This is a genomic window from Brevundimonas sp. TSRC1-1, from assembly GCF_049898245.1.
Taxonomy (GTDB): Bacteria; Pseudomonadota; Alphaproteobacteria; order Caulobacterales; family Caulobacteraceae; genus Brevundimonas; species Brevundimonas mediterranea_A.
The window spans coordinates 919,842-933,092 of sequence record NZ_JAFCXI010000001.1; the positions used below are offsets into that span (position 1 = coordinate 919,842).

A 13,251-nucleotide genomic window follows, 5' to 3' on the forward strand; every position below is an offset into this window, starting at 1 on the left:
GCCGAGGCCCCAGATCGCCGCAACTTTCACGATTTAATGCTCCCGCAACTAAGGGGTATCGTATGCGCATCCTTCTGCGCGTGTCTAGGCCATTGGCCACCAACGCACTCTGCTTGACGGTATGGCGAAACTACAAACTCTTCGGGCAGATCGACTTTGATGTCCTCGACGTCGCCGCCGAACAGTTGGGCCTCGCCGAGGCGACACAAAACTTCGTCGAAGACCCCGCTTATGCGGTCACGGTTTACGGCCACCTTCGCGCTGGCAACCCGAGCCCGTGTTCGCCGCCCTGCGTGGCTTCAAGGGCGAGAAGCGGCCCTCCGGGGAGGGAAGGGCGCTGATCCAGCGTTCGGCCTCTTCGCGTAGAACCAGGGTGCGCTTGCCGAGCTTGCGGATGCGCAAGCGGCCGTACTTCACCTCTTCATAAAAGGTGGTGCGGCCAATGGCGTGCATCTCGCAGAACTGTCGGACGGAGAAGGCGGTGGGTCGGTTGTCGCGGTCCATGACGGGCTCCATACGCAGGCATCGTCCTTTATCCGATCATCGATAGGCCCGCGCGTCCCCCCCGTAGGCGTTCGGTGTCAGGTTTGGGGCGTCTGCGTCGCCGTCGTGGGCGTGTAGCTGGCGCAGAACCGACCCTAGGCCTTCATGAGGCGCCTGCGCTTTTCGAGCAGGTCGCCCTGGCGATAGGCGGCCTCGACCTTGCTGGCGATGGTGTGGGCCAGCGCCATCTCGACCACCTCGCCGGGGGGGTGTCGGTCGTCTCCGCCGCCCAATCTCGGAACGTGCTGCGAAACCCGTGCGTGGTCAGGTCGGCGCGGTCCATGCGCTTGAGCACCTTGAGCATCGTCATATTGCTCAGAGGGCCGTCCTTCCTGCCTTCGCCGGGGAAGATCCAGTCGGAGGTCCTGGCCGCCGCCGCAGACTTGAGAATAGCCAGGGCGGGCTCAGCCAAGACCACCTTGTGGGCCTTGCCCGCCTTCATGCGCTCCGCGGGGACTGTCCAGACCTCGGCCTCAAGATCGATCTCTTCCCAACGCGCGTCCAGGACTTCGCTCGTGCGGGCGGCGGTCAGGATGGTGAACTCCAGGGCGCGGGCGCCTGTGCCAGACTGCTTGGACAGCAGGACCATGAACGGGGGCAGTTCAGCCCGGTCGATGGCGGCGTGGTGCGCGACCTTGCGCACCTTGCTCTTGGCGGGGAGGAGCAGTTCGAGGTGTCCGCGCCAGCGTGCGGGGTTTTCGCCCGAGCGCTGGCCGCGGACGGTGGACCAATCCAGGACGGCCTCTATGCGTCCGCGAACACGGCTGGCGGTTTCGGCCTTGTCGATTCAGATCGGTTCGAGAACCCGCAGAATGTCATTCGCGTCGATTGAGGCGACCGGCCGCGAGCCGATGATCGGCTCGGCATAGGTCTTCAGGGTGGAGGTCCATTGGGCGGCGTGCTTGTCGTTGCGCCACCCGGCCCTATTGAGGCGGATATATTCGCTCACGGCCTGGGAGAAGGTCACGGCGCTGGCCCGCTCCCGACGGGCGGCGTCCTGTTCGGCCTTGCGCGCCTCAATAGGATCCACGCCCTTCAAACGGAGCTTTCGAAGCTCCAGGGCCATGTCTCGCGCCTCGGCCAGACCGACCGTATGCGCCGGGCCCAGGCCCATCTGGCGCTCGCGGCCATTGGCGGAATAGCGGAAAATCCACGACCGGGCGTCGCCTTTGCCGACTTGGAGATATAGGCCTCCGCCGTCAGCATGGAGCCCCGGCTCCTTGATTCTGCTGGCTTTCAGAGCGCTCAAACGATGCAAGGCACGCATGGTTTCTACCCACGTTCCTACCCACGTTTGTGCAGCAAAACATGGCGAACCGGGCGGTCAACGCCGGACGGGTCGAACTCGCGAAGTGTTGTTTTTGTTGGGTTTTCGGACGTTCAGGAACTTTGGCGAACGCCTCTGAACAGGCGAATGGCGGAGAGGGTGGGATTCGAACCCACGGTACCCTTCCAGGCACGCCGCATTTCGAGTGCGGTACATTCGACCACTCTGCCACCTCTCCGCGGTGCATAGTCGCTTGGTCGAGCGAGCGGCTTCTCTAATGGCAGGCGCGCCGCATCGCAAGCGGTCTGTGAAAGAAATCGGACGCTATCTTTGCGCGGGCAGGGACAGGCCCGGCGCGGCGCCCGTCTGGGGGTCGACGCCCTTGAATCGAAACAGTTCGGCGGGGCGTCCGCCGGTGGTCGAGGACAATTGTCCGGTGGGTTCGACCAGGCCTGTGCGTTCGACGCCGCGCCGGAAATTCTGCTTGTGCAGCGTCAGGCCCGAGACGGCCTCGGCGGCGGCCTGGAGTTCCGACAGGGTGAAGAGGCCGGGCGTCAGGTCGAACAGGACCGGGCGGTATTTCAGCTTGCTACGCAGCCGGCCGAGACCTGTCGCCAGGATGCGCCGGTGGTCCGATCCCATGGGCGCGCCGGGCAGCAGGGCGGAGGCCTCGGGCGGCGTCTGGCGCGCGTCGCGCCAGGCCTCGGCGACCAGTCGCGCCTCGTACAGGAGCTCATAGCGTTCCAGCACCCGTTCCTCGTTCCAACGGTGGTCGGGCGTCAGGGCGAACAGGGCGCGGGCGCGGGCCGTGCGGCGGTCGTCGGCGCCCGACCAACGGGTCAGTCCCTCGACCAGGGCGGCGTGCAGGGCGGGGTTGTCGGCGCGACGATCCTCCCACGGGAAGAAGTCGAATACGGCGTCCCAGTGCGCGTCATGGGTCTGGCCCTGGGCGGCGTCCGGGGTCAGGGCCAGATAGCCGACCGAGACCTCGCGCCTCTGGTCTGGAGTGGGGGTGGCGCGGGGCGTGGCGCGACCGGCGTCGCCGAAGGTGTAGAGCTGTTCGACGAAGCCCAGGCGGAAGCCCGTCTGGTCGGTCACGAAGTCGCGCAGAGCCCGTTCGAACGTGCGGTCGCGCACGGGATCGAACGGGCCGAAGGGCAGGGCGCGGGCGCCGTCCTCGGCCTGGGTCGTCAGGACCACGGCCCGGCGGTCCTTCAGCGCCATGACGACGACCGACAGGCCGATGCGCACGCCCTGATCCGCCGGTCCCGCCATGCCTATTCCGTATGCCAGGCGTCGTCGGCGGGCAGGAGGCCGACCGCCTTGGCCAGGACCTGATAGCGTTCCAGATAACGGGCCTGGGCGATGGAGGCCGGCTGGGGTTCGATGACCAGGCTGTAGCCCGGCGGGGGCGAGCCGAAGATGCCCAGGGATTCCTTTTCGTTGAATCCGGCCAACTGCGTCGCCTCGAAAAAGGCGCAGGCCTTGTCGGCCTTCTTGATCAGGGTCTTGATGGTCTGTGGCGTCTTGGGCGGCAGGCCGTAGCGGACGTGAATGGCCGCCTCGAGCCGGGCCTCGAAATCCTTGTAGCCTTCGCCCAGGGCCGCCTTGAACGGCGAGATCATGTCGCCGATGACGTATTCCGAGGCGTCGTGCAGAAGGGCGGCCAGGCGCCATTTCGGGTCCAGGCCCGGCTTGATGTGGGCGGCGATCTCCTCGACCACGACACTGTGCTGGGCGACCGAGAAGGCGTGTTCGCCGATCGTCTGACCGTTCCAGCGCGCGACGCGGGCCAGGCCGTGGGCGATGTCCTCGATCTCGATGTCGAAGGGCGAGGGATCGAGCAGGTCCAGGCGTCGGCCCGACAGCATGCGCTGCCAGGCGCGGACTTCGGTCTTCTTCTTGGGGCGCTCGGCCAAATCGTCGATCCTGATGGCTTGTGGGCTGGTCAGGTGACGCAAAGCGGCGCGGGGATCAAGGCGGCAAGGGCGAATCGGATCGATCAGCGCCGCATCCAGCGTGGAAAACCGTCAGTTCCCGACGTTCAGCGCGACCAGATCCTTGGCGGATTCGAACACCCGGTCGTTGGTGGCCTTGGACCGCACAGTGGCGATGACCAGGGGGCCGCCGACCGGACCGCGCGCCACGAACCCCACCTGACGCCAGGCGCCGGCTTCGACATTGTCGTCGGCGAGCAGGAAGGTCATGCGGGTGGCGTCACCGGGCGCCTGGGTGCGGACCTGGGTGGTTTCGCCGTTGGACTGGACGCTGACGTTGCTGGTCTCCGTCCGCACGCCCTGGCCGTCCTTGGACTGGATGTTGATGCCGGCGATACGGACGGAGGCGTTGTCGCCCTGGGTCTCTATGTGGATGCCGGGCAGGCTGACGGTGGCGTCTTCGCCTTTGGTCCTGATGTTGACGCCCGGCGCCTCGACCGAGGTCTTGTCTTCGCCCGTCTGACGCTCGCGGGCGTCGATCCGCACCGCCGCCTGCGGCATTTCATCGGACAGGCGGCGTTCGTAGTCCCGCAGCACCTGATCGGCCGAACGACCGTCCAGCTTGACCAGATAGAGAACCACCTCGGACCCGCGCGGCCCGCCATAGGTGCAGGATCCCCCGCCGGGGCTGGCCGATCCCTTGCGGGTCAGGACGTTCAGGGCGTCCGGGCATTGCAGGCCATCCACCACCTTCAGCACGCCCAAGGGCGTGTCGTCCGGCGAGGTGGTCGTTGTGGTGGTGATGCGGACCGCGTTTTCGCCGTCGCAGGCCGCCAGGCCGGCGCTCAGGCTTGCGGCCATCAGGCCGGCGGTCAGAAGACGATACGGGGCGGTAACGCTCATGTTTGCTATTGTGGGCGCTGGGCGGCGTCGATCCAGTGAAATCGCGGTAATGCCGATCAACCGCCCGATCAACCGCCTGGGCGGCCGCCGTCGCGCCGACCCAGGAAGGCCAGCCGTTCGAACAGGTGGATGTCCTGTTCGTTCTTCAACAGGGCGCCGTGCAGGGGCGGGATCAGCTTGTTCGGCGTCTTTTCCCTCAGGGTCTCGGCGTCGATATCCTCGACCAGCAGCAGCTTCAGCCAGTCCAGCAGTTCCGAGGTGGACGGCTTCTTCTTCAGACCCGGCGTGTCGCGGATCTCGTAGAAGGTCTTGAGGGCTTCAGCGACCAGGCGGGGCTTGATGCCGGGGAAGTGGACATCGACGATGGCCGACAGGGTCTCGGCGTCAGGGAAGCGGATGTAGTGGAAGAAGCAGCGGCGCAGGAAGGCGTCCGGCAGCTCCTTCTCGTTGTTTGAGGTGATGATGACGATGGGGCGGATTTCGGCCCGGATCGTCTCGTCGATCTCCTGGACATAGAATTCCATCCGGTCGAGCTCCTGCAGGAGGTCGTTGGGGAATTCGATATCGGCCTTGTCGATCTCGTCGATCAGCAGCACGGGGCGGGCCGGGGTGGTGAAGGCCTCCCACAGCTTGCCCTTCTTCAGGTAGTTGCGGACGTCGTGAACCCGCTCATCGCCCAGCTGGCTGTCGCGCAGGCGGCTGACGGCGTCGTATTCATACAGGCCGTTGTGCGCCTTGGTCGTCGATTTGACGTGCCAGGTGATCAGGGGCGCGTCGAAGGCCTTGGCGATCTCATAGGCCAGAACGGTCTTGCCCGTCCCGGGTTCGCCCTTGATCAGCAGAGGCCGTTCCAGCGCCACGGCGGCGTTGACCGCGACCTTGAGGTCGGCGGTGGCGATGTAGCGATCGGTGCCTTCGAACCGGCCCATGAAAAACCCGCTCCGTGAATGTCACGAAGCGGGTTAGCGGATCGGATCGGGTATGAACAGCGATCAGGTGATGTGTTTGGCCGACACCGGGTCGCTGGCGGGGAAGGTCTCTTCGACGCCTTCGTCCACCAGAGCCTCTTCGCGGCTTTCGGCCTCCTGCACCTTGTCCTTCAGCTGATCCGTCTTGCCTTCCTCGGCGACGATTCGTTTCGCATAGGGAGTATCGGTGGATGCGTCGGCCTTGGCGTGGGGATCGTTCATGTCGTCTCCTTAAGGGATTGGCGGCTCAGGGGGCCGGATCAGGGGTTTGATCGGGCGCGTAGCCCAGTTGTTCGATGTCGTCGTCGTCGAGACGTTTGGATTCCCAGTGGGCGGCGCTGGCCTGGGCCCCGCGCTCGTTTTCCATCAGGCCGGAATAGACCAGCTCGACCTCATCGTCCGCGCGCAGATTGTTGCTGTCCGCGTCAGACTGGCTCAGGGTTTCGCCATCCACGCCCAGCAGGGCGTCGGCTTCGCGCTCGATCCCGTCGAGAGCGAGTTGATCGTCGATGTCGAGATCGTCCTCGTCGAACTCATCCTCGTCGGCGTCGCCGTCCGCCTGGGTGACGTCCAGCACCTGTTCGGCCTCGTCCAGCAGGATGTCGCCTTCGCCCTCGTCGTCGACATGGGTTTCGTCGAAGACCTCCGACTGCTCCTGGTCGTCCTGGTAATCGTTGTCCGGCATGTGCGCCTCCTCTGCGAAGAGGAAACGTCAGCCGTGGTTAGGTGTTCCAGCGTACGGGGGGACAAGAGATGGTTAACCCTCTCGCGTTAAGGTTCGACTCATCAGGTGCGGTCCAAGATTGACCGGTTCCGACCTATTGGGGAGTTCGGTCGTCCATGGCGTTGAAGCTGTCGTTGAAACCCGGCGAGCGGTTCGTGTTGAACGGCGCGGTGGTCCAGAACGGCGACCGTCGCGGGGTGCTGATTCTTCAGAACCGCGCCAGCGTGCTGCGCGAGAAGGACATCATGCAGGCGGAGGAGGTCACCACCCCCGCCCGCCGGATCTATTTCCCGATCATGATGATGTATCTGGAAGAGGCCTCTGCAGCGAAATTCTACGACGAATTGGCGCTGCGGATCTCCGAGTTCATGGGCGCGACCAAGAACCCCGCCATTCTCGCCGAATGCGTCTCCGCCTCGCGTCACGTTCTGGCGCGCGAATACTACAAGGCCCTGATGGCGGCCCGTAAGATTGTCGAATACGAAGAAAAGGTTCTGAATGTCGCTTCAAGCTTACAAAGCGGCGACGTCGCGGGCTGAGACGCCGCGCGACCTGGAGTACCGGCTCTTCGGCCAGGTCACGCGCGCGCTGGTGCATGCCTCGACGGTCGATGAACGGGATCTGGCCACGCGTATCGACGCGCTGGACTGGAACCGGCGTCTGTGGTCGACCCTGGCTTCGGACTGCGGCGATCCCGCCAATGTGCTGCCGGCGTCCCTGCGCGCGCAGATCATTTCCCTGAGCCTGTTCGTCAATCGCCACTCCTCCGCTGTCATGCGCGGCGAAGAGACGTTCCAGGACCTGATCGAGATCAACCGCATGATGATGCAGGGGCTGGCGCCGGGAGCGCAGCAGGCGGCCTGAGCGCGCCCTTCTTCGCGAAATCGCGAAGCCTGTTGCTGCAAGCTGTTGAACCGACCTACCTTTCAGATCCCTGTTGAACAGTCGAAAGGAGGTGATCCAGTGTCTCATTGTCATCAATCGCGTGCGGTGGCCGCGACCCTGGTCCTCGGAGAGGTCCGGGCCTGACCTTTTGGTTGGCGCTAACGCCCGTCGGGCTGTTTGGCGCTGTTCAGGCTGAGTGTTGCGGTCCGGCCGTTCGCGGTCAGACAATGAAGGGCCGTCGCGGCGACGCGGCGGCCCTTTTGTCTGACTTCAGTGAAAAATCTGGGCGAACCAGCCGGCCGCGTGGTGGGCGACTTCGAAGACCGTGCGCCAGATCAGGAACAGATACAGGGCGCAGCCGCCGGTCGCGAGTGCGCCCAGCAGGATGGCGATCCCGTCCCTCTGCATCATGCCCAGGGCGAAGAAGACCAAAGCGATGCCGGGCAGGGCGTCGCCGAACGGGATGGGCAGGGCCATGATCAGCGCCAGGATCACGCAGATCAGACCCGTGACCGTGTCGGCGACCTCGCCGGTCAGGAACGGGATGCGCGGTCGGGTCAGGTTCTCGACGTAACGAACCGTCTTCATGATTCGCGACACCCCCGCGCGATAGGCCGCACGGCTGATGGAGGTGCGGAGCGCCCAGCGTGGGAGCCAGATCGAACTGCGCTGGAAGGCAAGCTCCAGCGACATCAGTATGATGGGAACCGCGAACACCGCCTTGCCGCCTGGCGGCCAAGGCAGCAGGGCCAGCATCGAGAGAATCAGGATCATCGCCCCGAAGCCGCGCTCGCCGAAGGCCGCGACCAACTCCTCGAGCTTCAGCTTGGGATCGTCGCCTTCGCCTAGCTCCTCGATCACGTCCGAGAAGAGCCGCAGGTCGTCGTTCGGAGGCGGTTGGGCGGGCATCAGGCGCGGCTCGGGAAAGGGGTTCGCGCCATCTAGGCGCACAGAGGTTTCACCGCCACTTACCGAACGGCAACAAAGCCGAATAATCGCACTGGGGGCGCCTATTTCTTCGCCGCGTGCTCGGGCTTGCCCTTCCGTTTGGTGTGGGCGAAGTCCTCGAGCTGTTTCTCGGTCATGGACTCCACCATCGATTTCGAAGCGCCCTTGAGTTCGGACTTCGGCATGTCGCCGCGTTTGGCCGACAGGGCGGCGCCGGCGGCCTTCTGCTGGGCTGCGGATTTTGCGGGCATGGGATGTCTCCTTCCGCCCGGAAGAAGCCGTCAGCCGCCCAGCAGTTCCCGACCGATCAGGAAGCGACGGATTTCGTTGGTGCCGGCGCCGATGTCATACAGCTTGGCGTCGCGGACCAGGCGTTCGACCGGCCATTCCTTGGTGTAGCCCGCGCCGCCCAGGGCCTGGACAGCTTCAAGCGTGACCTTCACCGCATTTTCGGAAGCCAGCAGAATGGCGCCCGCCGCATCGTAGCGGGTGGTCAGGCCTGCGTCGCAGGCGCGGGCGACCGAATAGACGTAGGCGCGGGCGCTGTTCAGGGCGACGTACATGTCCGCCACCTTGCCCTGCATCAGCTGGAATGATCCGATCGGTCGGCCGAACTGCTGGCGGTCGCGGACATAGGGCAGGACGACGTCCAGGGCGGCCTGCATGATGCCCAGCGGGCCGGCGGCGAGGACCGCGCGCTCATAGTCCAGGCCGCTCATCAGAACGCCGGCGCCGCCCCCCACCGGTCCCATGATGTTCTCCTCGGGCACCTCGCAGTCCTCGAACACCAGTTCTGCGGTGTCCGAGCCGCGCATGCCCATCTTGTCCAGCTTCTTGGAGACGCTGAAGCCCTTCATGCCCTTCTCGATCAGGAAGGCGGTGCAGCCCTTTGATCCGGCGTCGGGATCGCTCTTGGCGTAAACGACCAGGGTGTCGGCGTGGGGGGCGTTGGTGATCCAGAACTTGGTTCCGTTCAGGACATAGCGGTCGCCCTTTCGATCGGCCCGCGTCCGCATCGACATCACGTCCGAGCCGGATCCGGCCTCGGACATGGCGAGCGCGCCGACATGTTCACCGCTGATGAGTTTGGGCAGATATTTCCGCTTCTGCTCGGGCGTGCCCCAGCGGCGGATCTGGTTGACGCACAGGTTGGAGTGGGCGCCGTAGCTCAGGCCGATGGAGGCCGAGGCGCGGGACACCTCTTCCATCGCCACGACATGTTCCAGATAGCCCAGGCCCAGGCCGCCGTAGTCTTCTTCGACCGTGATCCCGTGCAGGCCAAGTTCGCCCATCTCGGGCCAGAGCTCGCGCCTGAAGGTGTTTGTCGCGTCGATCTCGGCCGCCAGGGGGGCCAAGCGATCTGCCGCCCAGCGGGCGGTCGTCTCGCGAATCGCGTCGGCGTTTTCGCCGAGGCTGAATTCCATGGATTGCGGCGCGAAGGGAATGCTCATGCGCAAAGGGGTAGCATCGCGCATCCTCTTTCGCAAAACAGTCTTAGGCGCGGTCGGCGCGGCCCCAGCGTTTGTAAAGATTGTAGCCCGACACCCCGACGCAGGCGAGGGCGATGACGGCCAGCACCCAGCCGATCAGGAGCGTTTCGTCGCTCGAACGGGAGGATTGCCGGAAGGCGGCCATGGCGGCGCCGAACGACAGCATGCCGATGCCGCCCATCACCAGAAAGGTCGCCGTTTCGCTCCAACCGGCCTGCTGAGCGGTGGGCGCGACCGGAGCATAGTCGGCCTGGATCTCTTCATCGATCGCGGAACTCTCTTCCGCCCCGAACAGAGGCGTCTGGTCAGGATCGACCGCCTCGCGGCTCTCGGGCCATGCCTGGCGGGCGTTCGACGATTCCTGTGGCGAGACAGGATCAGCCGTCAGTTCAAGCGGGATCGGATCCTGCGGCGGCGCGGCGGCGGCGAACACCGGGACTTCGACCGCCTGCTCGGCGATCATTTGCGGCTGTTCAAACGTCTCAGGCGCGTCTTCTGAAGTCGCAGGTTCTACAGCCGGTTCAGGCGTTGAAACCTCCTCGCCGGCGACCGCTGTTTCGCCTGGCGAGGGGTCGGGCAGGGCCGCGGGCGGGGTGAATGAAGTCTCGACCGCACGGTCTTCCGTCGCCTCGACCTCGACGTCTTGCGCAGCGAGGTCATTGGCGGCGGCGGCGGTCGCCTCCGGCTTCGCGTTCACGCGTCCCGCTCCAAAGCCGAGCAGCGGGCCGTGGGCGCGCACGGCGTAGGGGGAGTAGAAGGCGGCGACGCCGGCCGTCTTGTCGATCTGAGGTGCGGGCGGCGAAGGGCGCGGCTCCGGTTCTTTCGCCGGTTCGGCTTCTTCGGCGACGTCTGTCTCGATCAGGACGTCCGGGGTCGATTCCTCTTCGACCGGCGCGACTTCAAGCGCCGGAGGCGTCTCGTCGGCAGCGACGGGAAGCAGACCGTCCTGGTCTTCGCCCAGCAGAACCGCGACGGCGGCCGCTCTCGTTAGGGTCGCCGAAGGCAAGGCCGGGAAGGGCGCGACATCCGTGTTTTCGAACGTGCCCCCCTCAACCGGCGTCTCCGGTTCGACGGTGCGTTCCACGAGGGTGGCGGCCACCGGCGGCAGGGGCGCGGCGAGAAGGTCGGCCAGCGAAACCGGCGCGTCGGGATTGGCGACGAACAGGGCGCGTTCGGCGGCGCGGCGGCGCGGCGGCGTGACGATCTCGGTGTCGTCCGACCAGCCGCCAAGGGCCTCGGCGGCTTCCTCAGGCGCGCCCGCGTTCAATCGGGCCAGAACGTCGGACGTCGTGAAACGATCAACCCCCACCGAGAAGGCGAAACTGGCGAGGGCGTCGAACTGATGCTGGTTCAGCGGCGCCTGGACGGAGCCGATGGCGCGAACCACCGGGATCAGGTCGTACTGCAACAGCAGTTCGGCGTCGCTCTCGGACACGCTCAGCCCTTCGCGGGCGGAACGGGTATGGCCATAGCCGATCGTCCAGCGGCCGTCGGCGCGCTGAACGGCTCGAGGGCGGAAACCCTCGAAGCTCTTGATCAGAATGACCCCTTCGCGAGAGATCTTGGTCGGTTTCGGCGTGTCAGACACAGGTGTTGCCCCAAAGCGAGACGGCGGCGCGGCCCAGGGCCACGTCTCAGCAAACATGGGGCCAGGCTTCTACAGCAAAACCATGGTGGCCAGACCGAGGAAAATCAGGAATCCGAAGAAGTCGGTCGTGGCCGTGACGAACACCGCCGACGAGACGGCGGGGTCGAACTTCAGCTTTGACAGGGTCAAAGGCGTGAGCACGCCGATACAGGCGGCCACCAGCAGGTTCAGGATCATGGCCGCCCCGATGACCAGACCGATCCGCCAGTCCTCGTCGCGGAACCAGAATCCCGCCGCGACCCCGATCAGGGGGGCCAGAACCAGCCCGTTGGCGACGCCGACCGCCAGCTCGCGCAGGAAGGTCCGCATGGCGTTGGCCGAGTTCAGTTCGCGGGTCGCCAGGGCGCGGACGGTGACGGTCAGGGCCTGGGTCCCGGCGTTGCCGCCGATGGCCGAGACGATGGGCATCAGCACGGCCAGGGCGACGATCTGCTGGATGGTGCCTTCGAACAGACCGATGACGCTGGCGCCCAGGGCGGCCGTCGCCAGGTTGATCGCCAGCCAGGGCACGCGACCGCGCACGATCTCGGACACGGACGAGCCGCGGTCCTCGTCGGCGACACCGGCCAGGCGCAGGATGTCCTCGCGGTTTTCTTCCTGAATGATGTTGACGATGTCATCGACGGTGATCTGGCCCACCAGCCGCCCGGCCGCGTCCACGACCGGGGCAGAAATCAGGTGGTATTTCTCGAAGATATAGGCGACCTCTTCCTGGTCCTGATCGACGGCGATCTCGTTGATCGGCTCCATCAGGTCGGCCAGGGCCGCGCTGCGCGGAGCGCGCAGCAGGCCGCTGATCGGCACGCCGCCGACCGGGCGGTTCAGCGGATCGACCACATAGATGTCGAAGAACAGCTCCGGCAGATCGTCGCCCTGTTTGCGGATGTGGTCGATGGTGTCGCCCACGCTCCAGAATTGGGGCGCGGCCATCACCTCGCGCTGCATCAGGCGGCCGGCGGACTCCTCATCATAGCCCAGGCTGCTCTCGATCGCGGCGCGGTCGACGTCCGGCATGGCCGCCAGAACGCGTTCGCGCTGGTCGTCCTCAAGGTCCTCGACCACGGCGGCGGCGTCGTCGGAATCCAGTTCCTGCAGGGCCTCGGCCAGGGTGCCGTGCGGCACCCGCTCCAGCACCTCTTCCCGAATCCCGTCATCCAGTTCGGGCAGGGTCTCGGCCAGCAGCTCCGGCGGCAGCCACAGCACCACGACGGCGCGGTGTTCCGACGTCAGAAAGCCCATCAGGTCGGCGACGTCGGCGGGGTGCAGATCCTCAAGCAGCGAGCGCAGCCGCATGCCGTCGCCGTCGTCGGCGGCGTCCACGACTTTCTCGACGAATTGAGGGGTGAGGACATAGTCCTCGTCCAGGGCGGCGTGGTCTTCGTTATCAGGCGCTTCGGCTGGAGCGAAGGCGGAGTCCGTGGTGTTCACGTGGTCGCCTCCCTTGGTATGTCCAGCCGTAGTTAGCCGATGAATCGCCCTGTTTAGCCAGATGGTGCGGTCGAGAAGACTCGAACTTCCACGGGTTGCCCCACAGCGACCTCAACGCTGCGCGTCTACCAATTCCGCCACGACCGCTCGCATCGGAGCGGCGGCGAATAGACGAAGCCGCCGGAAAAGGAAAGGCTCTCTTTTCAGCCGTGTCGCGCTTTGTGCGTTTCAGCTTGTGGATACGTCAGGCCGAACCGGCCATGAAGTCGTAGAGGTCGGCCGATCGGGTCACGGTGATGGCGATCCGGTCGTCGCGAATCTCGATCTCGCCGCGCGCGACCGGGTGATTGTTCGCCAGGATCCAGACCTCGTCGCCTTCGGAGGCGTCCAGCGGAATCACCGCGCCCCGACCCATGCGCAGCAATTGCGACATCGGCAGCACCATACGGCCCAGCACCACTGAGATTTCGACGTCGACGGCGTTGATCTGGGACACGGGCGCTCTCGTTC

Annotated in this window: 16 protein-coding genes, 2 tRNA genes and 1 pseudogene; 2 read left to right on the forward strand and 17 right to left on the reverse strand. The window is 65.6% G+C overall.

From position 1 onward, the window contains the following. Positions 1-237 precede the first annotated feature (237 nt). From ACP7CK_RS04545 to ACP7CK_RS04590, 10 genes and pseudogenes are all read right to left on the reverse strand, one after another. Positions 238-504, reverse strand: coding sequence for a hypothetical protein (locus ACP7CK_RS04545; protein ID WP_426025261.1), 267 nt, complete (start codon positions 502-504; stop codon positions 238-240). 142 nt (positions 505-646) lie between these two features. After that, entirely contained in the window at positions 647-1,186 is a 540-nt protein-coding gene (locus ACP7CK_RS04550; protein ID WP_426025430.1) for a tyrosine-type recombinase/integrase, read from the reverse strand. 90 nt (positions 1,187-1,276) lie between these two features. Then, positions 1,277-1,810: pseudogene (locus ACP7CK_RS04555) on the reverse strand (tyrosine-type recombinase/integrase); the annotation flags it as partial. Between the two features lie 148 nt (positions 1,811-1,958). Continuing rightward, positions 1,959-2,048: transfer RNA gene (locus ACP7CK_RS04560), tRNA-Ser, on the reverse strand. 86 nt (positions 2,049-2,134) lie between these two features. Further along, complete coding sequence (locus ACP7CK_RS04565; protein ID WP_426025262.1) at positions 2,135-3,085, reverse strand: NUDIX hydrolase; 951 nt, start codon at positions 3,083-3,085, stop codon at positions 2,135-2,137. 2 nt (positions 3,086-3,087) lie between these two features. Then, on the reverse strand, positions 3,088-3,681 hold the full coding sequence (locus ACP7CK_RS04570; RefSeq protein WP_292148061.1) for an HD family hydrolase: 594 nt from the start codon (positions 3,679-3,681) through the stop codon (positions 3,088-3,090). A gap of 159 nt (positions 3,682-3,840) precedes the next feature. Then, a complete protein-coding gene (locus ACP7CK_RS04575; protein WP_008264116.1) occupies positions 3,841-4,650 on the reverse strand; it encodes a hypothetical protein in 810 nt (269 codons plus the stop codon). Between the two features lie 68 nt (positions 4,651-4,718). After that, entirely contained in the window at positions 4,719-5,579 is an 861-nt protein-coding gene (locus ACP7CK_RS04580; protein ID WP_426025263.1) for an AAA family ATPase, read from the reverse strand. Positions 5,580-5,642: 63 nt separating this feature from the next. After that, positions 5,643-5,840 (reverse strand): hypothetical protein, encoded by a 198-nt coding sequence (locus ACP7CK_RS04585; protein ID WP_008264396.1) that lies wholly within the window; start codon positions 5,838-5,840, stop codon positions 5,643-5,645. 25 nt (positions 5,841-5,865) lie between these two features. Continuing rightward, the gene (locus ACP7CK_RS04590) at positions 5,866-6,303 is read right to left on the reverse strand and encodes a hypothetical protein (RefSeq protein WP_426025264.1); all 438 of its coding nucleotides are present in this window, start codon (positions 6,301-6,303) and stop codon (positions 5,866-5,868) included. A 155-nt stretch (positions 6,304-6,458) separates the two neighbouring features. Here ACP7CK_RS04590 and flbT point away from each other — a divergent pair, with 155 nt between their 5' ends. Then, positions 6,459-6,881 carry a flagellar biosynthesis repressor FlbT gene (gene flbT / locus ACP7CK_RS04595; protein ID WP_035305521.1) on the forward strand — a complete coding sequence of 141 codons (423 nt, stop codon included), beginning with the start codon at positions 6,459-6,461 and terminating at the stop codon, positions 6,879-6,881. Continuing rightward, entirely contained in the window at positions 6,841-7,206 is a 366-nt protein-coding gene (gene flaF / locus ACP7CK_RS04600; protein WP_154725614.1) for a flagellar biosynthesis regulator FlaF, read from the forward strand. Before flbT ends, flaF begins: the two co-directional genes overlap by 41 nt. 291 nt (positions 7,207-7,497) lie before the next feature. Here flaF and ACP7CK_RS04605 read toward each other — a convergent pair whose 3' ends face one another. From ACP7CK_RS04605 to ACP7CK_RS04635, 7 genes are all read right to left on the reverse strand, one after another. Next, complete coding sequence (locus tag ACP7CK_RS04605; protein ID WP_008260023.1) at positions 7,498-8,136, reverse strand: exopolysaccharide biosynthesis protein; 639 nt, start codon at positions 8,134-8,136, stop codon at positions 7,498-7,500. A 101-nt stretch (positions 8,137-8,237) separates the two neighbouring features. Beyond that, positions 8,238-8,426: a DUF3008 family protein gene (locus ACP7CK_RS04610; protein WP_426025265.1), complete on the reverse strand. Its 189-nt coding sequence runs from the start codon at positions 8,424-8,426 to the stop codon at positions 8,238-8,240. A gap of 30 nt (positions 8,427-8,456) precedes the next feature. Further along, positions 8,457-9,626, reverse strand: coding sequence for an isovaleryl-CoA dehydrogenase (locus tag ACP7CK_RS04615; protein WP_035305527.1), 1,170 nt, complete (start codon positions 9,624-9,626; stop codon positions 8,457-8,459). 43 nt (positions 9,627-9,669) lie between these two features. Continuing rightward, the gene (locus tag ACP7CK_RS04620; RefSeq protein WP_426025266.1) at positions 9,670-11,253 is read right to left on the reverse strand and encodes a glycoside hydrolase family protein; all 1,584 of its coding nucleotides are present in this window, start codon (positions 11,251-11,253) and stop codon (positions 9,670-9,672) included. Positions 11,254-11,322: 69 nt separating this feature from the next. Continuing rightward, positions 11,323-12,741 carry a magnesium transporter gene (mgtE, locus tag ACP7CK_RS04625; RefSeq protein WP_426025267.1) on the reverse strand — a complete coding sequence of 473 codons (1,419 nt, stop codon included), beginning with the start codon at positions 12,739-12,741 and terminating at the stop codon, positions 11,323-11,325. A gap of 62 nt (positions 12,742-12,803) precedes the next feature. Beyond that, positions 12,804-12,888: transfer RNA gene (locus tag ACP7CK_RS04630), tRNA-Leu, on the reverse strand. Between the two features lie 97 nt (positions 12,889-12,985). Further along, positions 12,986-13,237: a FliM/FliN family flagellar motor switch protein gene (locus ACP7CK_RS04635; protein ID WP_008260376.1), complete on the reverse strand. Its 252-nt coding sequence runs from the start codon at positions 13,235-13,237 to the stop codon at positions 12,986-12,988. Positions 13,238-13,251 lie beyond the last annotated feature (14 nt).

Bases quoted from the DNA above. Each gene is read 5' to 3' on its own strand.
- ACP7CK_RS04545 (WP_426025261.1), bottom strand. From the start codon at position 504: ATGGACCGCGACAACCGACCCACCGCCTTCTCCGTCCGACAGTTCTGC.
- ACP7CK_RS04565 (WP_426025262.1), bottom strand. From the start codon at position 3,085: ATGGCGGGACCGGCGGATCAGGGCGTGCGCATCGGCCTGTCGGTCGTC.
- ACP7CK_RS04570 (WP_292148061.1), bottom strand. From the start codon at position 3,681: ATGCTGTCGGGCCGACGCCTGGACCTGCTCGATCCCTCGCCCTTCGAC.
- ACP7CK_RS04575 (WP_008264116.1), bottom strand. From the start codon at position 4,650: ATGAGCGTTACCGCCCCGTATCGTCTTCTGACCGCCGGCCTGATGGCC.
- ACP7CK_RS04580 (WP_426025263.1), bottom strand. From the start codon at position 5,579: ATGGGCCGGTTCGAAGGCACCGATCGCTACATCGCCACCGCCGACCTC.
- ACP7CK_RS04585 (WP_008264396.1), bottom strand. From the start codon at position 5,840: ATGAACGATCCCCACGCCAAGGCCGACGCATCCACCGATACTCCCTAT.
- ACP7CK_RS04590 (WP_426025264.1), bottom strand. From the start codon at position 6,303: ATGCCGGACAACGATTACCAGGACGACCAGGAGCAGTCGGAGGTCTTC.
- flbT (WP_035305521.1), top strand. From the start codon at position 6,459: ATGGCGTTGAAGCTGTCGTTGAAACCCGGCGAGCGGTTCGTGTTGAAC.
- flaF (WP_154725614.1), top strand. From the start codon at position 6,841: ATGTCGCTTCAAGCTTACAAAGCGGCGACGTCGCGGGCTGAGACGCCG.
- ACP7CK_RS04605 (WP_008260023.1), bottom strand. From the start codon at position 8,136: ATGCCCGCCCAACCGCCTCCGAACGACGACCTGCGGCTCTTCTCGGAC.
- ACP7CK_RS04610 (WP_426025265.1), bottom strand. From the start codon at position 8,426: ATGCCCGCAAAATCCGCAGCCCAGCAGAAGGCCGCCGGCGCCGCCCTG.
- ACP7CK_RS04615 (WP_035305527.1), bottom strand. From the start codon at position 9,626: ATGAGCATTCCCTTCGCGCCGCAATCCATGGAATTCAGCCTCGGCGAA.